Annotated in this window: 27 protein-coding genes; 4 read left to right on the top strand and 23 right to left on the bottom strand. The window is 42.3% G+C overall.

Translation table 11 applies throughout. The features are described 5' to 3' along the window. Positions 1-148: 148 nt before the first annotated feature. The 19 genes from J0L60_06515 to J0L60_06605 form a co-directional block, all read right to left on the bottom strand. Complete coding sequence (locus J0L60_06515) at positions 149-1,582, bottom strand: hypothetical protein (GenBank protein MBN8545769.1); 1,434 nt, start codon at positions 1,580-1,582, stop codon at positions 149-151. Between the two features lies 1 nt (position 1,583). Beyond that, positions 1,584-2,042, bottom strand: a complete 459-nt coding sequence (locus J0L60_06520) for a hypothetical protein (protein MBN8545770.1) — start codon at positions 2,040-2,042, stop codon at positions 1,584-1,586. After that, a complete protein-coding gene (locus J0L60_06525) occupies positions 2,039-3,442 on the bottom strand; it encodes a hypothetical protein (GenBank protein MBN8545771.1) in 1,404 nt (467 codons plus the stop codon). The genes J0L60_06520 and J0L60_06525 overlap by 4 nt, the downstream gene beginning before the upstream one ends. After that, positions 3,439-5,841 (bottom strand): hypothetical protein, encoded by a 2,403-nt coding sequence (locus tag J0L60_06530; GenBank protein ID MBN8545772.1) that lies wholly within the window; start codon positions 5,839-5,841, stop codon positions 3,439-3,441. The genes J0L60_06525 and J0L60_06530 overlap by 4 nt, the downstream gene beginning before the upstream one ends. Before the next feature lie 179 nt (positions 5,842-6,020). After that, a complete protein-coding gene (locus J0L60_06535) occupies positions 6,021-6,212 on the bottom strand; it encodes a hypothetical protein (GenBank protein ID MBN8545773.1) in 192 nt (63 codons plus the stop codon). 29 nt (positions 6,213-6,241) lie between these two features. Next, positions 6,242-6,607, bottom strand: a complete 366-nt coding sequence (locus J0L60_06540; GenBank protein MBN8545774.1) for a hypothetical protein — start codon at positions 6,605-6,607, stop codon at positions 6,242-6,244. Further along, positions 6,607-6,984 carry a hypothetical protein gene (locus J0L60_06545; GenBank protein ID MBN8545775.1) on the bottom strand — a complete coding sequence of 126 codons (378 nt, stop codon included), beginning with the start codon at positions 6,982-6,984 and terminating at the stop codon, positions 6,607-6,609. The genes J0L60_06540 and J0L60_06545 overlap by 1 nt, the downstream gene beginning before the upstream one ends. Positions 6,985-6,991: 7 nt before the next feature. After that, the gene (locus J0L60_06550) at positions 6,992-7,381 is read right to left on the bottom strand and encodes a hypothetical protein (GenBank protein ID MBN8545776.1); all 390 of its coding nucleotides are present in this window, start codon (positions 7,379-7,381) and stop codon (positions 6,992-6,994) included. Next, positions 7,371-7,766, bottom strand: coding sequence for an HK97 gp10 family phage protein (locus J0L60_06555; protein MBN8545777.1), 396 nt, complete (start codon positions 7,764-7,766; stop codon positions 7,371-7,373). The genes J0L60_06550 and J0L60_06555 overlap by 11 nt, the downstream gene beginning before the upstream one ends. After that, positions 7,763-8,023, bottom strand: a complete 261-nt coding sequence (locus J0L60_06560) for a hypothetical protein (protein ID MBN8545778.1) — start codon at positions 8,021-8,023, stop codon at positions 7,763-7,765. The genes J0L60_06555 and J0L60_06560 overlap by 4 nt, the downstream gene beginning before the upstream one ends. Before the next feature lies 1 nt (position 8,024). Next, the gene (locus J0L60_06565; protein ID MBN8545779.1) at positions 8,025-8,522 is read right to left on the bottom strand and encodes a hypothetical protein; all 498 of its coding nucleotides are present in this window, start codon (positions 8,520-8,522) and stop codon (positions 8,025-8,027) included. Next, positions 8,416-8,727, bottom strand: coding sequence for a hypothetical protein (locus J0L60_06570; protein ID MBN8545780.1), 312 nt, complete (start codon positions 8,725-8,727; stop codon positions 8,416-8,418). Before J0L60_06570 ends, J0L60_06565 begins: the two co-directional genes overlap by 107 nt. Next, positions 8,724-9,377, bottom strand: a complete 654-nt coding sequence (locus tag J0L60_06575) for an N-acetylmuramoyl-L-alanine amidase (protein MBN8545781.1) — start codon at positions 9,375-9,377, stop codon at positions 8,724-8,726. The genes J0L60_06570 and J0L60_06575 overlap by 4 nt, the downstream gene beginning before the upstream one ends. Next, positions 9,378-9,707: a hypothetical protein gene (locus J0L60_06580; GenBank protein MBN8545782.1), complete on the bottom strand. Its 330-nt coding sequence runs from the start codon at positions 9,705-9,707 to the stop codon at positions 9,378-9,380. Continuing rightward, complete coding sequence (locus tag J0L60_06585) at positions 9,704-10,030, bottom strand: head-tail adaptor protein (protein MBN8545783.1); 327 nt, start codon at positions 10,028-10,030, stop codon at positions 9,704-9,706. The genes J0L60_06580 and J0L60_06585 overlap by 4 nt, the downstream gene beginning before the upstream one ends. Next, complete coding sequence (locus J0L60_06590; protein MBN8545784.1) at positions 10,027-10,347, bottom strand: phage head-tail connector protein; 321 nt, start codon at positions 10,345-10,347, stop codon at positions 10,027-10,029. Before J0L60_06590 ends, J0L60_06585 begins: the two co-directional genes overlap by 4 nt. A 3-nt stretch (positions 10,348-10,350) precedes the next feature. After that, positions 10,351-10,557, bottom strand: coding sequence for a hypothetical protein (locus tag J0L60_06595; GenBank protein MBN8545785.1), 207 nt, complete (start codon positions 10,555-10,557; stop codon positions 10,351-10,353). A 71-nt stretch (positions 10,558-10,628) separates the two neighbouring features. Further along, complete coding sequence (locus J0L60_06600; protein MBN8545786.1) at positions 10,629-11,816, bottom strand: DUF5309 family protein; 1,188 nt, start codon at positions 11,814-11,816, stop codon at positions 10,629-10,631. A 23-nt stretch (positions 11,817-11,839) separates the two neighbouring features. Next, positions 11,840-12,421 carry a DUF4355 domain-containing protein gene (locus tag J0L60_06605; GenBank protein ID MBN8545787.1) on the bottom strand — a complete coding sequence of 194 codons (582 nt, stop codon included), beginning with the start codon at positions 12,419-12,421 and terminating at the stop codon, positions 11,840-11,842. 273 nt (positions 12,422-12,694) lie between these two features. Between J0L60_06605 and J0L60_06610 the strand changes: the two genes are divergently transcribed. The 4 genes from J0L60_06610 to J0L60_06625 all read left to right on the top strand — a co-directional run bounded on the left by J0L60_06610 (position 12,695) and on the right by J0L60_06625 (position 14,287). Then, on the top strand, positions 12,695-12,967 hold the full coding sequence (locus tag J0L60_06610) for a hypothetical protein (protein MBN8545788.1): 273 nt from the start codon (positions 12,695-12,697) through the stop codon (positions 12,965-12,967). Positions 12,968-13,018: 51 nt separating this feature from the next. Next, the gene (locus J0L60_06615; protein ID MBN8545789.1) at positions 13,019-13,309 is read left to right on the top strand and encodes a hypothetical protein; all 291 of its coding nucleotides are present in this window, start codon (positions 13,019-13,021) and stop codon (positions 13,307-13,309) included. Continuing rightward, positions 13,306-13,578 carry a hypothetical protein gene (locus J0L60_06620; protein MBN8545790.1) on the top strand — a complete coding sequence of 91 codons (273 nt, stop codon included), beginning with the start codon at positions 13,306-13,308 and terminating at the stop codon, positions 13,576-13,578. The genes J0L60_06615 and J0L60_06620 overlap by 4 nt, the downstream gene beginning before the upstream one ends. A 157-nt stretch (positions 13,579-13,735) precedes the next feature. Continuing rightward, positions 13,736-14,287, top strand: a complete 552-nt coding sequence (locus J0L60_06625; protein ID MBN8545791.1) for a hypothetical protein — start codon at positions 13,736-13,738, stop codon at positions 14,285-14,287. A gap of 97 nt (positions 14,288-14,384) precedes the next feature. On the opposite strand, the gene J0L60_06630 is transcribed toward J0L60_06625, so the two are convergent. The 4 genes from J0L60_06630 to J0L60_06645 all read right to left on the bottom strand — a co-directional run bounded on the left by J0L60_06630 (position 14,385) and on the right by J0L60_06645 (position 18,098). Further along, positions 14,385-14,897: a SocA family protein gene (locus tag J0L60_06630; GenBank protein MBN8545792.1), complete on the bottom strand. Its 513-nt coding sequence runs from the start codon at positions 14,895-14,897 to the stop codon at positions 14,385-14,387. Beyond that, positions 14,887-15,750: an adenylate/guanylate cyclase domain-containing protein gene (locus J0L60_06635; protein MBN8545793.1), complete on the bottom strand. Its 864-nt coding sequence runs from the start codon at positions 15,748-15,750 to the stop codon at positions 14,887-14,889. Before J0L60_06635 ends, J0L60_06630 begins: the two co-directional genes overlap by 11 nt. Before the next feature lie 108 nt (positions 15,751-15,858). Further along, positions 15,859-16,704, bottom strand: a complete 846-nt coding sequence (locus J0L60_06640) for a hypothetical protein (protein MBN8545794.1) — start codon at positions 16,702-16,704, stop codon at positions 15,859-15,861. Continuing rightward, positions 16,701-18,098, bottom strand: a complete 1,398-nt coding sequence (locus J0L60_06645) for a phage portal protein (GenBank protein ID MBN8545795.1) — start codon at positions 18,096-18,098, stop codon at positions 16,701-16,703. Before J0L60_06645 ends, J0L60_06640 begins: the two co-directional genes overlap by 4 nt. Between the last annotated feature and the right edge of the window lie 30 nt (positions 18,099-18,128).

The following is an 18,128-nucleotide window of genomic DNA, read 5'->3' on the forward strand; positions in this document are numbered from 1 at the left end:
TACAAATATACTACAATCACACTACACAAGTCAAGTACTTTTTTTTTAATTTTTAAAATGTTAGAAATTCTCTAAAGGTTGGGTGGGAAGGAACAAAAAACCCCCGTACACTAAAGCATACGAGGGTCATCTGGTGGATCAATCAGGTTTAGGGGAAAACAACCACACTTAAGTAGAAACTTCCATCGAGGTCAACGGCGGATCCAGAAGGGTCTTCGGACTCAATCCGAATCACGGTATCTGAATATCTTCTAATTCCGATGTGAATCTGTGCCGGTACCAGTGCTTGAATTGAACAGACTGTTTTTGAAACTGTTAAAACCGAGCCTGAAACCGTGATTGAATAAACTCCGACATCATCGCGTGTCACAGACAATGTAACACCGGCTGAATTGTAAGACTGTGTGAAAGATCTTCCACCGCCCGAAAATTGCAGGATCCCGTATATCTCTTTTCGCTTTAGCCTGATCTGATCGGAGACCACCTCGAGTGATACTCCGTCAGTTTTAACTTCCAAGGCTCCGTCCAAATTCTTGCCAAGTCCCGCACCTGCTACATTCGAATTGATGTGGCTCTTATCAACACCACCGTCAAGGATTGAGAGCTGGTAACCGTAACCGGTTCCAAGCGACACCCCATCAACATCAACTTTAAGTGAGCCATCAAGATTCTGTGCAAGCAGACCGCTTGGATCAATCACATCCGGGTTTAGCTTTGCCTTGGTAACGGCATCGTTTACGATTTTTGAAGTGCTCACAGAATCAGTTGCCAGCTTCAACTCTGTTACAGCTCCGTTTGCTATCTTGAGATCTGTCACACCGGCATTAATGATTTTATCTGTTGTTACGGCATTAGTGGCAATCTTGTTCGCCGTGACCGCTGAATTGGCAATCTTAAGCTCCGTAACGGCATTTTCAGCGAGCTTGTTGGCACTTACCGAGTTGTCCTCGATCTTAGTGCCGTTTACCGCATCGTTTGCAAGCTTGATGCTTGTAATGGCTCCGTCCGCAATCTTTCCGGTAGTAACCGCCAGAGCTCCTATTTTGGTCTCTGTAACCGCTCCTGTTGCGATTTTCGCAGCAGTAACAGAACCATCAACTATTTTCCCTGATGAAACCGAGTTTGATGCGAGCTTTGCCTCTGTAACCGCTCCGTCTATTATCTTGGCAGTTGTTACGGCATTCGATGCAAGATGTGCTGCATTGATGTTCTCTGCAGCTACATGAGTACTTGTCACCTGACCACTCCCGATTTTTGCAGCAGTAACGGCATTGTCCATAATGCCGGCAGTAGTGAGCTGATTAGTCACCACATCGAATTTGTCAGCGATAATAGTTATGAAGTTTTCACCAACCCAAATTTTCTCCGTGTATAATGTCGGCGTTCCCGAACCAATATAGATTTTATACTCGCCGTGAGCAACTCCGTCTGCTTCATATATACCTGATCGAGTCGGGTGGGCAGTAAGAAGTATAGCTCCTGTCGGATAACTGTTCGCCTGTGGTACGAGGTAAATTGTAGCCCCGAGAAGAGGTTCCCAGGCGTTTGTAAGAAAGAGTCTAAGGAATTTTGAAGTTGCCATTTTACACCTGTGCCATTATTATTACCGATGGATCAGGAGGATAAACGACCTGATCAGAAAGGTCGACATAATCTTTACTCTTGAAAGTGATTGTGAGAATATCAAAATTAACCAGGTTAGAAAGATACCCGGGCTTCATTTCAGTTACTATAAAAAGAGCATCATCACCGTTTAAGTCCTTTAGAGCTTCACCATCTCTATGCGGATAAAACTTCACGGTCTGTCGATAAGCCGGGTAAAGCTCTTCAAATTTTGCCCGAGGGTCCGCGTATTTGTGAAGATGCACCAGGACTGTAAACTCCGCATAATCTCCCTTTTCCACCAATTCCCTGTGACCGGTAAGAACGGATGTCTGTTCCATGCTCTGGGGAATGGAGTAGTTAGGGGAGAGTACCGCATAATCGAGAAAGTAGTCGGTGGCACTAAATACAAACTTGGGTTTCGATATTCCAAAAATCAAAGTATATTCTCCTGTACAATTTCGCTTGTCAGTTTTTCGGGATTGATGTAGTTTTCCACCACGAAAGGGTTAGTTAAAACTACATTTGTTTCAATCGTTTCCCTCAGATGTTCATAGTCTTTGAATCTCACTTTAAAATATAATGCCGAAGTATGAGGGTAGGGATATGTAGAAAGAGGCAACACATTCCCGGGTAAAGCAACCCCTCTTTTGTCTTTTAGAAGTGGAATGAAATTAGAGTACCACTTCACTTCCTCTTCGGCATTTCCGACAGAGACGATTTTCACATCTGTGATATCCGTCTCAACTGTGTTTTTGTACTTCGTTCTGTCAGTATTGTAAGAAATCACCGCAGAGTAGCCGGAAACAAGTTCGTCCGGGAGCGTCTCGGTCGAAAAGCTGAATTTATCGTTGTCAGCAACCGAATATGTGAACGAGGTCGGAGCCAAAAGTTTATAAGTTATCCCGCCTGTTTCTGAGTAAAATTGAAGAGTAAAGCCGAACATAGAGCAAACAAAGAAGAGGAAATCAAGCGAATTCACCTTGTTTTGGAAGTAGGTATATCCGTCCGTATCATCAATTTTTGTGTTGTTAAAAGCGTAATCCTGATTGATAGCGAACAACATGTTTAGATCAATCTTGATGTCTTTGAACTTATACTCGGTACCCACACCCTCGACACTGGTGCTAAACAAAACCAACTCATCAACCGCAGTAGTATCGAGTTTCAGACCAGCGGCAATGAAGATCATTTTGAGAGCCCACGCAAGGTTGGCGTTTGGACATTCTTCATTGTCGATTTCTTTATAGAGATTCAGGTCTGGAAGGATAAACTTATTGGTACCGCTCCCGGGAGAAGTTAGATCGACAAAGCCAAGGTCATCAGGTTTCAGACGGACCCTAAAGCTGTCAGAGCTTTCGTAAAAAGCGTAGTAGTATCGATCATCTCGCAGGGGTGCGGGAAGTGTACCATCCGTCATGAAAATTATCGGCTGGTCTGTAACAAGTCCGTGATCTGTTGCCATACAAAGACCCTCGGTTACGGTAAAAGCCGAACCCGTGTCAAAGCCGTTCGTTTGTACGATAAGGTTCCGAAGTTTAGCCGATTCGATCAGGACATTCCGAAGTTTGAATAAAGAATTTTCGACGGTTAGATCGTAAGTTCTCTCATTCCAATTATTGGCAATTTTTGTCAAGTAGCCATGATAAATATTTGTGGTGCCGTACTTGACAACGACGATATCGCCCACCTCGGGAATTTCTGAAATATTCCACCCAAGCGAAAACCCAAAACCCTCTGCAACAGGAGAAAAATCCCTGTTACGAACACAAACAGGGATTCTATCGCATTTAACGACATGGTCTGAAAAATCAACGGAGTTGATGAGGATGGCGATCATTCCAGTTTCCACCCTTCCTTGCTGATAATTTTGTTTACCTTCGAAACTTCTTTTGTCAGCTCTCTGTCACCAATCTGAATTTTCGGTTGCACTATAACAGGTCGTGAGCCAAGCATTCGTCTGTCGAGTGTGTTAGCCTCAATTGCGTTTTTGATTTCTGCTAATAGCCTTACATCATCTCCCACCTTTCCGCTTGGCGTTACCTTCACCCGTTCACCTGATTGCACCAACATAGGATATGAATCATTGGCAAATCCCTGCGGAACAATGAAGTCACCACCCATTGCTAATTTCATCACACCGTTATTCGTTCCAAGAAAGGTTCCGCCTGTTGCCGCTTCGGGAAGTCCCAAGAGCTTGCCAAATCCTATCGAACCGAAACCCGCACCAGGGATAAATGCCGCAATCGTATTGAATAAGAGCCATTGAGAAAGAAGCCCGGCTAATTTATCGATCATGTTGTTGATCATCCCCCCCCAAATCTTTTCTATGTCGCTCGCATCCTCGGCAAATCGGATTCGAATGAATGAAAGGGTTTGCGCTACAGCATCTCCCAAGGCGTCAAAAGCCAGCTTCGCTTCAAGTGTCCCCTCTGTAATTTTTTTAACCGCCTCCAAAGCACTAAAATTGTCCAGATACTCTAAACCGGTGAAGTTTTCTTTCTTCTTAAGATTATTCTTGAGCACCTCAAAACCATCCTTCGGTGCTGTTGGTTCGTATTGTAATGAACCACTGGCAGTAAGCCCGCGAGGATTTTGATTTTTATCCCGTTTGTAGGCAACATCAGCCGGGTTAATTTTTTGCAGAGCTTCGTCTCCGGCAATTTCCGAGCCTTTCCACTTTTCTTGCCAATATTTTGCCTTTTCATACCAGGTTTTGTATTTATTATTGACGAACTCTTGTTCCTTTTGATCAATTGCCTCTAAAAAACTAATTCTTTCTTCCTCAAGTTTTTGCATTTCCCGCTTGCGGAACAATTCTTCATTAAACTTTTTCCCCAACATTTTTTTATGTTCTTTGATCTCCTTTTCAAGCTGATCTTCCCGAAACTTTTGATAACCCTTATCCAGCCATTTTACCTTATCATAATACTCTTCTAAATTTTGCTCTTTTTTATCCAAGAGTTCTTTGTTATCCGCCGTCTCATTGGGTCCATTTGAGTCTAACCCTGTTGTCTCACTATTCGGATTAGCATGTGAGTCTAAATAATCCTCATATTTTAAGGCTCCTCCAAAATCTCGAGCTAATTTCACCTCGTCCCCAATTTTTGCCCAACCGTCTTTCCCGATTTGTACCATTCTGTTAAAGGCATTTTTAACATCGGTTACCGGTTCCAAAATAGCATTCTTTACAGCTGAGGTAATACCGGCAAAATTAACATTTGCCCAGTCACCTTTAAAAATTGCAACTATACTGGGACCAATATCTGAAACCGCTTTTAGAAGATTTATTAATGTTTTGAAGGGTACTGTGATCGCCTGAATCCCAAGATTCGCAAAACCAATCACTCCTGCTATCAGGGTAGTTAATGCTATCCAGACTATTTTGAGGGATGTGAATAATGAAACGCCAACTATTGCAATCGCATTAAAGGTTTTTTTGAGGGTGCTTCCCGCCGTGTCACCCTTCTTCATCTGGTCTGTCGTCTTACCGAAATAGGTGCTTAAAGCCCCAAGAGCGGGAGCAAGCTGTTGCCCTATTTGTTCTTTCAAATCTCCATATTTATTCTTTAAGATTTGCAACTTTCCGCCGTATGTAGCCGCCTGAGCAGATGCTTGACCACCATAGAGTCTTGCAATTCCATCTGTCACCTGAGTCAGTCTTTCCGTACTTCCCGCCACAGCGTCAACTTCTATGCCAGCGCGAGCCAAGGCATTAGTCTCACTGCCAAAGGATTTTGCAACCATATCAGCAGCTGATGTAAGATCCATCCCTTTCGCTGCGGCAAGGTCCAAGGATGCTTGTGTAAGTGCCTTTATCTGCTCTTCATCTTTTGTAAACGCCGCTATTCGTGTCATAGCCCCCACAACGAGATCATCCTCATAAACTGTTACATTTTGTATTGCCGCGGCAAACTCGTTTAACGAATCAGAGGTATATCCAAGTTGTTGCTTCAGGCTGGCGGCGGCTTTCTCACTCTCGAAAAAAGCTTCAACAGATGATTTGAAAAAAGAGCCTATAGCCATACCGGCAAAAATTGTAGTAACCGCAGAGGCGAACGAGCTGAATTTCGATTTCGCTTTCGAAATAAATCCCTCATCCACTTCTTTTTCGGTCTTCTCCGCTTGCCGGGCAAATTTTTTCAGAGCATTTTCCGACTCCTCAATTTCCACCTGCAACTTCTCCAAATCACCGTATTTTGCATTGAGGACGATTTGTTTTTCCAGCTCCTCTTTCAACTTCGTATGATCCTGTCTGATCTGACTGATATTCTTTTTCATGAGGTCGGTACGAATATTAAGACGCAACGAATTGAACTGATCTTCTATATTATCAGCACCTTTCGCCGCATCTCTCTGAATTTTAGAGAGTTCTTTTGAGATTTCATTTTGTGCTTTTATCTCAACATACAGAACTCCTATCGATTCTCCTTTTTCCAAATCCTTTTCATCTCCTCATATTCAAGATTATTCTTCAAATCCTTGTCCTCAAGCTCGAGCCCGGCACCGGCTTGAAAACTGCCTAATCGAATGGCATCAGTCACTCTCTTCCTGAAAGAACTTATATCCATGTCTAAAGCTCTGTTTTCGTCAAAGTGAAAGAAGCTCATCACGATGGATACGCACAGCTCGTAGTCCGTTACATCGAGGTCGCTGTCTCTTCCACTTTTTTTTTAAGCGCTTCAAACTCATTCTCAGAAATTCCCTCTGAGATCAAAATAAGTCTGGTAATTTCGCTTAATTCCAGCAACGATAAACAACCCGCTATCCGCTTCAGAGAAAGAGCCCGTTTTATGCGCCACCGGGTTATTACTCTCCACCAGGCATATTCTCCGATATTGTTTTTCAAGCTGTCTCGCACTATCATAACATACTGAAAAACCTGATTTTGCGGCTCTTTACTCTGCTCAGACCGTCGAACATATTCAGCTAACTGGATAACATCGAGGGCTTTCCGCGGAAATATTTTCAGCTTCAGCCCTCCAATATTCACGAAAGTGCTCATCAGCTCGCAGTCCCGAATGTTACTGCACCTGTGATTCTTGCCGTATAAGCGTACTTTACTGCATCAGCCATTGATGCATCCAGATCAGCCTGTGTGATAACAAGGTTGCCCGAAAACTTCTTTGCTCCGATAATCAACTCGAATGCGGATGTGTCACCAACATCGAGAGGATCCGCGTCATCATCTCTGAACCAGGCTCCGAATGTTAATGATCGGTCCACCAAACCCGAAAGGTACTCTTTCGAATCACCTGCTGACATTGTATCTGTTACATCTATCTCACCAGCCTGCTGGGTTAACTTCACATCAACAACGCCTTTTTCTGTCGGGACTGCTCCCAACTTTAAAGAAATTCCTTTACCGGCTACTTTTGCCATTTCTGCCTCAACTTTTTTGAATTGTGATTTTGAATTGTAATGTGAATTGCCAAACATCGCCTAATTTGGCAACTCTGTTTATTTGCTCTGTTATGTCGTAAACGGTGAATGTTTCGCCTCCGGACATAAATTGACCAAGAGATGAAGGGTTATTGTCTAACTCCTTTCTTATTCTCTCTTTTGCCCACTCAACATCATTAAGTGTCCCGTACCCATTAATCTGGACATACTGTTCTTCATCTTTTTTCATTGTATCCCAACGAACACCGCCTGTTAACCCTGAAAAAACTATGTAGGGGAGTGCTTGATTAGAGGGAGCCTCAACATAAAAAGCAGGAATTCTGTCTATAAGTGTTTCTAGGCGAACATACAGTACATGGCGTAACTCAGGAAGCATTAAATATCCCCCTGATCTTCTCTTTGTTTTCGATCAAAGCCGGTCTTAAAAACGGTTGCGGTTTATTTCCCCGGGTAAACCGCTTTCCCTTTTCGCCCTTGTTCCCATCATATTCGAAGAACCAGCCGCCCTTCCTTCCGTCGCCATTTTCAGCATATTCACCCGTACCAAACTCAATGTAGGGAGCGTACTCAACAGGAGTCCCGATTCTTGCAACCAAGGCATTCTCATCAACTTCAGCCGTTATCGAGCCTCGCAGATTTCCAGTATCTACAGGACAATTTTTGATTGCAGCACTGGCCACGACTTCACCTGCAATGGTCAATTTGTCAACGAGCCTTTGCCTGATCAGCGTCAGGTCGGGAGTGTTCCACTCAGCCTTCACAAGAAGAACTTCACGATTATTCCGACAATAATGTTTGAAAGGATCAATGCTCCGATAAGCATATTCTTAAATCTTTCAAGCTTTTCCACTTTGTCCTCGAGTTGTGTCTGTCGATCCTTCGTTTCCTTTAGATCGTCCTTAAGTATCTTTGTCAGATCCCGAACGGCACTTTCGAGACTGTCAATCCGTTTCGAAAGTTCTTGTATTTCCAGCAAGGAGGCGGTTTTTTCTCTTAACGCCTCATCAATTTTACTCATACTACTTACCCAGAATTATAGCCGTGATCCCGACGGCAGTTGTCAAAAGAGAACCGAACCACCAGGTTTCGTACCAAGCCGGTTCGATACTCACTTCCTTTGTAATGTTTAGCGTATCCACCCTTGTAACCTTAAATGTATCTACTCTCACAATTTCACGATCAACTGTCAATAGATCGATGTCGAGTTTTAAAGACTCAATCGCCGGATAAGTAGTTAATCCCAATGTCAGAGTACCATTCTCAAGATTTACAGTTGTGTCCGTTTTTGAACTGTCCCTGCCAAAGCTCACAATCTTTTCCACCGGCACTTGTACAATCTTCTCATACACCCGGGAGAAAAAAACAGTATCAGGATCACCTTTCACAAATACAGTGTCAGGTGTTCCCTCTTTATATTCCCGTACTTCTTTGGGATTGGGTTTCCTGCCGGTTATCAATACCAGCACTGTCACCAACAACAGGATAATTCCCGCTGTAATCCAAAATCCTTTGCTCATATCCTACCTTTTTACTCAAAACATTTCCTGCATAAAAAACACCTGTTACTGATGCAATTCCAACTCCAAGCTGAAACGCAAATGCAGGGATATTTGCGCTATCGATGTACTTGGCGAAAACCGTAACAGAAAAGATCACACAGTAAGCCAACAGGCTGATCAGGAAGGCACTGTACTTCCTAAGTCCGCGTTCTGTCCATTTCATGCGGCAGCCTTCAATCTTGCATACTCGGCATCGAAATAAACCTTAAACCGTGCCCAGTCCCATGCGGGCCCGATGTCGTATTTGTCTTTCCTGAAATGCGTGTGCGTTGTGATCCCAACGAGCTTTTCATTGTTCTCGACATAATCGAGATTCGTGTTGATTATTGGCGGGATCCCGAACGCCAAACATCTCTCAGCCGCCCATTTTCCCACATTCTCGTATTGTGCTTCTGTAAAAGTTGCCCAGTGAAAAACGCCTTTGAATGGAGTCTTAAAACTGACATACTCACCCTTGTAAATATTGCCGTAACAATCCACCATAACGCCGTTCCTGCTCCAGAGTGGCCCGATGTTTTGAATCTCTATCCCGATGGTTCGCATTTCATTAAAAAGAGTCGAACCCAGATGATACGCCCACTTGGCAGGTGGAAATAATTCCGCAATCACTCCGTCCCTGCCGGCAGCATAAGTTGTTGCTACTTTTCCGGGTTGCTGATCGAAGTAGTTGCCGGTAGCGATTGCATCTCCGTACCCTGCTGTAAAATGGAATGTAAGAGCGTTTTTCTTTGTTACCTGATCAACATATTCGCCGATCTTAAGGTAACGACCCACCAGCTTGTAAGAGATTCTTTTAAGAAAATTCAGAAACATTTATCGCTTTCTCCACACGAAATAATAACCTAAAATAAAGCCGGTACTAAATACCGCAAACATCAACACCAGATCAATCCACCAAACGAATAAAGGGGAGTACATCAGTACCGTCCCAACAATTGAAATCACCATTAAAAACTTCAGCAGGTGCCAGCCCCCGGCGAACATTGTAGCAACATGTTTTTGTAGCCATGTTCTAAGACCAGGTGCCCAGTCGCCTTTTTCTAACCACCAATCTGTCTGGAAAATGAACCTGTTCCAGTTGAACTTGATCATGTCCATACCGCCGTTCAATAACCCGGCTATGAAGAAAAGTATAAAACTCATAACTCCGTCACCAGCTTCACATCAATTTCAATATGATCAGCTTCATCGTTCAGGTAGTTCACATTCACCACATCGAAAGTGTACTGACCATTTTTTACCCGGTCTGTCAAACTCACAGAGAGCAACTTGGAGCAATAAATTCTGTGTGTAGACTCATAACCTTGCTTCTCGTTTATCACTCGTTCACGCCCCTGTAAAAGCCTGATTCGCCCCATAAAGTCGGCTACCTTGACATAACTCTCACTAAAAGCACCACCATAGTCCACAGTTCTCGAAACCGAATAAAGCTGACAGTTCTGTTTGTAGTAGTCGCTAACACTCACACAAATCTCAGCTTTTTGTACGGTTTCAAACCGGCCCTGATGCTCTCTGGAATAGCACCAAAAAACGATACGGAATAGTCCCCAATACTTTCACCGCTAACACCTTTGTACGTCATTGCGAACTTGATCAACTGTGAAGCCGGCAACTTTAGCCCGGCAGGAAAAGAAGTGACGCCATCCCCATCGGTAAAATCATCATTGCAGTATCTCACAACAAAATCCTCTACAATCGGTATCATCATCTCAATCTGATCATCTTTTGTATCGTCTGAAATAGAGAGCAGCGTCTTAACTTCTGCAAGCGTAATAATCGCCATTTCTTACTTCTTTTTCCCTTTTACCTCTTCCGTTTCAGAAGGAGTTGTTTCGCTGAAATCCTTTCCGCAGACCGATGACGCTCTCAGCTTATCAGCAAGCGAAGCATCTTCCGTGACAAAAAGATTATCCTGAAACTTTACCCTTGCTCCACCCGGGAGAGTGATACCAAAATTCCTGTATTTTGAAATGAAAGTGAATTTGTGTGACATGTCGTTTTCCAAATTGCGTGATAAAAAAAGAGAGAGACGCCTAAACAAGACGCCCCTCTCGGGAGATCAAATTATATTGCTTTTTTGAGGATACCGTGGCACTCTTCGTTGTGGATTTCAAGTCCCACATCAAAAAGGATCTTGTCAGTCACGCCGTCAACTCCGGGAGTCTCGACACCTTCCTCGATCCTGAATTTACGGCTTCCTTTTTTGTCGTTTGCCATATAGCGAAGTCTTACTTTCTCCGCATCCACCGTGAAACCGTAATCGGTATACTTTCCGTCCATTACGGGATTCCAAACAACATCTACGATGCCGAAAGGAGTTAAATACTCAGTCAGGTTCACACCGTAAATTGATGTAACGGGATTCGGATTGATTTGGTACCGGTTCTTGATGAACTTGTTGATCTCAAGTAGCTGTCCGCTTCCGCACATGTGGATTTTCCTGCCGGCACCCTTTGCAAACACTTCCATAAGGTGTGCGTCAAAAGTGTCCTCGTCAAGTGTCGTGTAATTGTTCACATTTGAAGTGATTCTTCCCTGAAATCCGTGTCCCCAAGTGGTTCTGTAAGATCCAACACTGGCATATCCCTGTGCCGGTGCAAAAAGAAAATACCTTTCAACTTGCAGCTTTAACTCCTCGATCTTTTTTATCACCAGCGAAGCATGATCGACAGAGTCAGTGTAATTCTGTCCTGCCTGATACCTGCCTGTAGAAGCCACAGAATCGGAGAAAATATTCAGGTAGTTGAACTTTTCAACTTCTGCATTCCTGCCGGTTCCTCTCACACCTGAATACTCATGGTTTCTGCTCCCTATGACCTTAAGATACATCCCTTCGGTTTGAAGCGATGTAAGGTTAGAAGTGCCGTCAATGTGGGTCAGCACCACCTGATTTGTTGACCTCGAAGAAACATATGCCATGGCATCAGTTTCCTCAATCAACACAATGTCATCAAGTGTAAAGATTGAAATATCGTTACAGTTCGATGCATTCAGAGTGATTGTTGCAGGAGTTCCGAGAGCCGAGATGGTAGTTTTGTTTGTGGTCTGATGCGGCATAAAAGCGTCCTCAAACCATGCAAATTTTCCCATCTGATTGATTACCTCCTTGGCTTTTGAAACCGCAGAGAAAAAAAGTAACTGCAAAAGGGGAGTCTGGTAAGGTTTCACCAGAGCCAAAACCTTTTCATTATCGGGTAACTGATTGGCAGCTACCGCATTTGCACTGTTGTTTACGCCTGTTATAATAGACATATTCTACCTCTAAATTCAAAAAATTAAACTAATTCGAGCAGTGCTTTCGTCAGTTCGCTTTGTGTCCCGGCAGGAGGTGGAGCTGCAGAAGCGTTTGCCCCCGGTTCTCTTCCATTCTGCTTAAACTTGTCGCTTACCTGAGCTTCAACTGCCCTTTTAAAATGCTCCTCGAACAGACTTATATTTCGCTTGGTACCTTCTTCATCATCACCCAAAAACCTGTCCACAATATCGACCGGTAAACCTTTCACAGTAGCTTCCTTGATTGCGGCATTAAGAAGATCTTTTCTCTTCAATTCTGCCAGCAGATCGTTCTGCTTCTTCTCCAGTTCCCTCAGCTTCTTTGCGTCCTCACTCTCGGGTGGGTACCTCTTGGCAATCTCATCATCAAGCACCTTCTGCAGATTATTCTGCTTCCAGCTCTCAATCGATTTCGTAACCTTTGCATCCGTCAGGCTCATCAGAAGCTTCTTACCTTCGTCGGTATTTTCTACATAGTCCTTCACCGTTTCACTCGTAACCGGTTTAAGTCCTTCCACAAACTTCAACACCTCTTCGCCAGCTTCCTTCTCCTTCAAAAACGCAATCAATTTCTCCAAGTCCATTCTCTTCTCCTTTTTGCGTGCCCTGTGAGTGCATGCCTCATCAGTGCAACATTTTCAAAAATCTTTAGGGGAATTTTATGTCAGGCAGGAAGTGAAATCAACCTAAACTTTTTAGGTTACTCGAAAAATATTGAAATAGTTTTGTGATAAGTCTTTATAATGCAAAGGTTTAGAGATAAATTTTTCTCTAAAATAATTCGCAAAAAACTTGACCCGTATTACTGCAATCCTATATTAATCATAAGAAATTAATTACAACACGGAGACATAAAAATGACAAACACACAAAACACAAACGGAATCAAAGCTCAGGAAATCGCCAATAAGCTGACAAAAATTGCAGATAGCATCTGGAGAGAAGAGTTGAGGATAGAAAGAGCAACACAAAATTTGAAAGATGCTGAAGAGTTGTTTTCACAGAATGAAATAGCCAATGAAAGTTTCGAGATCTGGAAAAGCAAATTTACAGCACAGTTGGAAGAAGCAAAAAAAGCGATTGAAGTTCTGAAAGAAGAGTGGAACAATACAATAGTAAGAATACAATAAACACAAAACCGGGGGGCGGACCAACCGCCCTTCATAAAACGGAGATACAAAATGTTAGAGACACCAATCACAAAAAAAACAATTGACAACTTAAATAAGCTCTCAGCATTAACAGGCAGAATGTCAGACTATGAGTGGGAAATAGCAAGGCTCGAAAGGAATCTGAAAGAGTTAGACGAACTCGAACCAGAAAGCGGCAAACCTTTTACTTTCGAGAGAAGCAGATACCAGCAAGAGTTAGCCGAAGCCAAAAGAGGATTTACAGAAGTCATAGACGAATTGAACCAGATTCTGCAGAATTCAATGCTTACCATTAATAAAAAGGAAGGAGAATCAAAATGAATCTTCAACAGACGATCAGCACAGAGGCAAACCGGTTAATGAAAATGGCATCAATGCTCACAAGAATAGCCGGTCTGAAAATCCGAATCAGTGAACTCGAACCTCTTCTCTACACTGCAATCGAGGAGGGTAATGAAGAAGATCACATGGACTATCAAAGGGAAATAGTGGAATATGAAATCGAGCTGGAGCTTTTGATAGAAGGTTACAACGAAATGCTCGAAACACACAAAAGAACATCAACAAACCTTAAACCACTGGTGGTATAAAATGAAAAGAATGAACCAGAACCTCGAATAAGATTAACCCCACCTTAATCCCTTCCTAAAAGAAAACCCCAGATTTTGGGGTTTCTTCTTTGCCAATTGAAATTATTTTCATAGTTTCAAACATCATCGTTTATATTTTTTGCAAGGAATTTTATATATGAGAATCGCTCTTTTATTAGCTGTTCTTTCAGGGTTACTTTCTGCTCAGTATCAGCATTACCCGAAGTTTTACACCTCACCGAGCCAGACTTGGGCCACCGACAAATTCGATACTACCAATTACTTGATCGGCACATTAAATGATCGTATCTATTATAATTTCATGTTGACTGGAAGAGATGATAGTCTGCGAAATTCCTCCTACCTTTTCATTAACGACCGCTTACATCAGAAAAAGTTCACCTTCACATATCGTGGAAATCTTGATAGTACATTTTATTTAGCTGATCAGCATAATAAAGGTTTACTTTGGTTATATACAACCACTCCACAACCCTTTATCGTCACCGATACTGGTCGATTTTGGCGAAAGTACACAAAACCTGAAATTATCTCTTATCTTAAAAAAGGGAGTAGATACGAAAATAGATACAACCTTGCCAATGGAGATGTTATTGAGATGAATATTTGGTTTTTAATGGATAACGAGGTCTGTTACGGCGAGCTGATTTTCAGTAGCAAGGAGTTTGTTAGAAAAGAGGGGGAATAAAAAACCCGTTACGAGAACGGGTCGAGGATAAACTATTTTCATTCGATTCCAAGTGCAGTATCGAGACAGCCTCGTTTTGTTAAGAATCTGAGGGTTTCTATTGTTTGATGATGGTGTTGGCCCATTCCAATAATTTATTGTCATTCTGACACTTCGTTAAATCCAATTCCTCATTCCAATTTGCGCTTTTCCACGGTTCAAATTCATGAGATTTCCGTGACAGATCAGAGGCATTCCAATGGATAAGGTTACAACTGACTAACTTAATGGTCTCGCGTTCTTTTTCGTCGAAAAAATTATCAATGAAAAATCGATATTGATTCGCATCAAGAGTACTTCGATAGTTGTACACAAAGTTAGAATACTCGACTGTCTCTTCTTCAGTTAAGAAGTTCTTCTCAATTAAGAACCTTCTTACCTCATCAATGTATTCAGGAACAGGTCCGTATGGCATTTTGTAATATTTCGCCGCAGTTATCACTTGGTTATACTGTATGAGATGAAATACATCACTGAAAAACAATAATTTATTAAGACTTGTCCTCTTAATTGCTCTTTTGCTGGTGTATAAAAGAGTTAAAACCGAAAATTTTTCAATATCAATGCTCATCACTCGCTCCTTTTGAGAATCCATTTTCCAAATTCTCTAATGCTTTTTGGATTAGCTGATCAACACTTGAAAACGCATTTGTTGATGGCCTTTTTTTTACAAAAAAACTAAACAATTCATTAGTGACATTTTCACTATAAATAGATGGAATTATTGCGGTAATATTATCAGCAATCATTTGCTTGCCGGTTAATAAGTAGAAAACTTCACCTTTGGCATCGTCCCATCCTCGCATTTTCCTTCGACAACTGATTAATTCAAATTTTTGCTGAGATTCTGAAATTTTCTGAGTTCTCTTAATCGCATTCGCTATCATCTCATTTAGAACAATGTGGGTGGTATCAGCAAATTTCTCTAATCTAAAAGCAAAGTCAATGCCTCGTCCCAATACATCCTTCGCACCACTTGCTCCTGTATCGATCAATTGAATACCTGTCAAATAGGCAATTACAGATTTTAATTTTAAGCCACAGAATTCGTCTTCTTCATGTATCGCATTAATAAATTCAAGAGTATTATCTATTAAAAACTGTGCCAGTTGTGGATCGCATTCCTGATTTTTAAATTTTTCCTTACCGATTGTACCAGGGTAAAAAACTAGTAAACCGTCCCCTATAAACTTAATAATCGCCTGCTCTGCTCCCATCTTTTCGGCAAAGGACTCAAAAAACCTGCGGAATGCAGAGTATAAAATACCAGTTTGGGTGGCCCATTTTTCACTGTAATGGATTTTTCTAATTGTTGAATCTTTAATATCAAGTAATACTAAAAACCCGTTTCTTCGCTGTGAATTGATTTTTCGCAATGTACTAACATCACTTTCCGACAGGATATTATTACCGTTCTCTCCCATTTTGTGACGCTCTTTTAATCGATTAATGAAGTGGCAATTAAAATAAAATATCAATCCTATTAAGTTAATAAATTTTAACAATTTGTTATATTTTAACAATCACATTTTTTACACCACCTCAACCCTCACCGTACACCGACAATTAATATCCTCTTCGGCAACACCTGACATACCGGGTCCTTCCGTGCGTACCCCGCTCGGCAAAGTAAAGAGACCATCGTCATCAGCTTCCTTACCATCCATGGCTTTGTGACTGTCCCGGGTGCGGTCGTCACTGGTGGCAACCCACACCCGTTTGATCTTGATACCCAATCGATCAGCGGCACCCTCGACATTATCCACCGCCAACTTCCTGCCGACACTCTGCGCTCGATGTCCCTCTGTCCTCACAATTCTAATCGTCTTATTCGCAGACATCTCCGTAGACTTCTCTAATCTTTTGGCAATCTTGGCATAACCTTCACCTTTAATAAGCCCCTGCGAAAGCTCCGTCTTGATCTGTGAAAGATATTTCGCGGAATTCTCCTGAAGTGCATCAGACCAGGTGATCCTTTGCATAGGATTTAGAATTGCGGTCTTAATCACTTCCTCATTCATCACTCCAAAGCCTACCGTCACTTCCAAGCTCTTAGAAATAGCGGTACCAGTTGCACTAAAGCTCTCTGAAACAATGTCTCTAAAGGCTTTTTCCACAGTCCGTTTGCCCTTGCCGGTAAGCGTTTTGATCTGCTTGGCAATGCCCAGTTCGAGATTGGTAAGCCTCTGATATGCAACCATATCCTTGTAGGTCACCTGATCACCGTATTTCTCGAACATCTCCGCAATCATCTGCTTAATGTCCTTCAATGCCGAACTATAAGCTTTGATCAGATCCTTTTCGTATCCAAGAATAAGCTTCTCCGCCTCAAGATCAGAGACCTGCAGAAGCTTTAATATCCGTTGGTTAGGACTCATGCAGCCTCTTGATCAGTATTGGTTTCCACAGGGACTTTTGAGAGCATCCCTGTTCCATACTGATATCGTTCCTGCTCGATCAGCTCCAGCTCTCTCAATACATCCGTAATAAACGGTAACATTCCGAGAAGTGTTTCATCTGACACAATGCCCTTAAGCTTTTGAACAACATCACCAAGATAGAGCATATCCACAGGCAAGCTTCTTGTAAACACAAATTCGATATCTTCGTATTGAAGTGGCACCTGTTTCTTTTGCCATGCCGAACAGATTACTCTCATCATCTGATCTAATCCCGCCTTGAACTTCCGTTCTTTCGTAATCGCTCTAAACTCTAACCCCAACAACTTCCACTTTCGACTCTCTCCCGACTGGCTGGCACCCGAAAACTGCTCGTCTGACATGTCAACACTCTTCGAGAATTTATAAATGTTTTCCGAAAGTGTTTTCTTATGAAGATCGATGAAATTGGCATCCGCTTGCTTGGTCAAAAATCTGGCATCTTCACCCTCAGCCAGACCCAACGCTCCCGTTTGTCTTAAGAGTTGAAGTGTCTCCGGAGTAATCTCAGCACCGAAAATCAAAAGATAAGCTAAACGGAATTCCTCAATCTCATTTTGTACATCACTCATCAGCCTGTCATAAGCATCTATCAAGGATCGAACCTTCTCAAAATCAGAGCTTTGGAGATTGTTGTTATTGAAGCGAATAACCGGCACGAAATCAAACAGATGCGGACCCGATTTCCCGAACAATCCCGAATTATCAGGGACAAACTTTCCGTTGTTATCTGTCACAAAATAGGTCACATTCGTCTTGTCGTACCACTCAACAACCGTTCTTTCCCGGGTTGTATTTCCTGTTTTTTCGGTTACAGTGTAGTAAATGAGAGCGTAAACAACATCCTGAATCGTTACATCCTCAACGAAGATCACTTCCCATGGGTGGAGATTCATTATTCTTTCGAGTCCTTCACCATCGATCCAGCAAAGCCGGGCCGCATATCCGCAGATTGATGCAAATTCACCGGTTATCGAATCAAGATCCTCGACATTGTTTCTTTTTCTGAAATCCTTGATAGCTTTCTCAATCCTTTTCTTGTCACCTTCTGAATATGTTGTGTCGTCAATCTTCCAGGTGATCGGTTTCCCAAACATGTAGCCTGTTATTCCGTCTATGATCTCTCCCCTAAAATCGTTATTAAGCTTGTTATTCAGTTTGTTCGGATTGTCAAAAACCCTTGAATTTATCGGGACATTACCCGCATATTCGTTGTAATCCCGGATCATTCTATCCCTGACCGGTCTGTGCTCATCTATCAAATCCATAATTACCCGATGATTAATTTCGTTACCATAGTTCTCAATCATCTTCACAACATCTTTACTGTTCATTTTTGCCTCTTTTTAATCCAATAATCAGTC

Source organism: Ignavibacteria bacterium, assembly GCA_017302895.1.
Lineage (GTDB): Bacteria > Bacteroidota > Ignavibacteria > Ignavibacteriales > Ignavibacteriaceae > UTCHB3.

Excerpts from the sequence above, each read along its gene's own strand:
- J0L60_06535 (MBN8545773.1), bottom strand. The coding sequence starts at position 6,212 with ATGAGCTTCTTTCACTTTGACGAAAACAGAGCTTTAGACATGGATATA.
- J0L60_06600 (MBN8545786.1), bottom strand. The coding sequence starts at position 11,816 with ATGTCTATTATAACAGGCGTAAACAACAGTGCAAATGCGGTAGCTGCC.
- J0L60_06565 (MBN8545779.1), bottom strand. The coding sequence starts at position 8,522 with ATGAGCAAAGGATTTTGGATTACAGCGGGAATTATCCTGTTGTTGGTG.
- J0L60_06580 (MBN8545782.1), bottom strand. The coding sequence starts at position 9,707 with ATGAGTTTTATACTTTTCTTCATAGCCGGGTTATTGAACGGCGGTATG.
- J0L60_06560 (MBN8545778.1), bottom strand. The coding sequence starts at position 8,023 with ATGAGTAAAATTGATGAGGCGTTAAGAGAAAAAACCGCCTCCTTGCTG.
- J0L60_06570 (MBN8545780.1), bottom strand. The coding sequence starts at position 8,727 with ATGAAATGGACAGAACGCGGACTTAGGAAGTACAGTGCCTTCCTGATC.
- J0L60_06575 (MBN8545781.1), bottom strand. The coding sequence starts at position 9,377 with ATGTTTCTGAATTTTCTTAAAAGAATCTCTTACAAGCTGGTGGGTCGT.
- J0L60_06525 (MBN8545771.1), bottom strand. The coding sequence starts at position 3,442 with ATGATCGCCATCCTCATCAACTCCGTTGATTTTTCAGACCATGTCGTT.
- J0L60_06605 (MBN8545787.1), bottom strand. The coding sequence starts at position 12,421 with ATGGACTTGGAGAAATTGATTGCGTTTTTGAAGGAGAAGGAAGCTGGC.
- J0L60_06615 (MBN8545789.1), top strand. The coding sequence starts at position 13,019 with ATGTTAGAGACACCAATCACAAAAAAAACAATTGACAACTTAAATAAG.
- J0L60_06645 (MBN8545795.1), bottom strand. The coding sequence starts at position 18,098 with ATGAACAGTAAAGATGTTGTGAAGATGATTGAGAACTATGGTAACGAA.
- J0L60_06595 (MBN8545785.1), bottom strand. The coding sequence starts at position 10,557 with ATGTCACACAAATTCACTTTCATTTCAAAATACAGGAATTTTGGTATC.
- J0L60_06640 (MBN8545794.1), bottom strand. The coding sequence starts at position 16,704 with ATGAGTCCTAACCAACGGATATTAAAGCTTCTGCAGGTCTCTGATCTT.
- J0L60_06515 (MBN8545769.1), bottom strand. The coding sequence starts at position 1,582 with ATGGCAACTTCAAAATTCCTTAGACTCTTTCTTACAAACGCCTGGGAA.
- J0L60_06540 (MBN8545774.1), bottom strand. The coding sequence starts at position 6,607 with ATGAGCACTTTCGTGAATATTGGAGGGCTGAAGCTGAAAATATTTCCG.
- J0L60_06610 (MBN8545788.1), top strand. The coding sequence starts at position 12,695 with ATGACAAACACACAAAACACAAACGGAATCAAAGCTCAGGAAATCGCC.
- J0L60_06625 (MBN8545791.1), top strand. The coding sequence starts at position 13,736 with ATGAGAATCGCTCTTTTATTAGCTGTTCTTTCAGGGTTACTTTCTGCT.
- J0L60_06590 (MBN8545784.1), bottom strand. The coding sequence starts at position 10,347 with ATGGCGATTATTACGCTTGCAGAAGTTAAGACGCTGCTCTCTATTTCA.
- J0L60_06550 (MBN8545776.1), bottom strand. The coding sequence starts at position 7,381 with ATGCTTCCTGAGTTACGCCATGTACTGTATGTTCGCCTAGAAACACTT.
- J0L60_06635 (MBN8545793.1), bottom strand. The coding sequence starts at position 15,750 with ATGGGAGAGAACGGTAATAATATCCTGTCGGAAAGTGATGTTAGTACA.
- J0L60_06545 (MBN8545775.1), bottom strand. The coding sequence starts at position 6,984 with ATGGCAAAAGTAGCCGGTAAAGGAATTTCTTTAAAGTTGGGAGCAGTC.
- J0L60_06620 (MBN8545790.1), top strand. The coding sequence starts at position 13,306 with ATGAATCTTCAACAGACGATCAGCACAGAGGCAAACCGGTTAATGAAA.
- J0L60_06630 (MBN8545792.1), bottom strand. The coding sequence starts at position 14,897 with ATGAGCATTGATATTGAAAAATTTTCGGTTTTAACTCTTTTATACACC.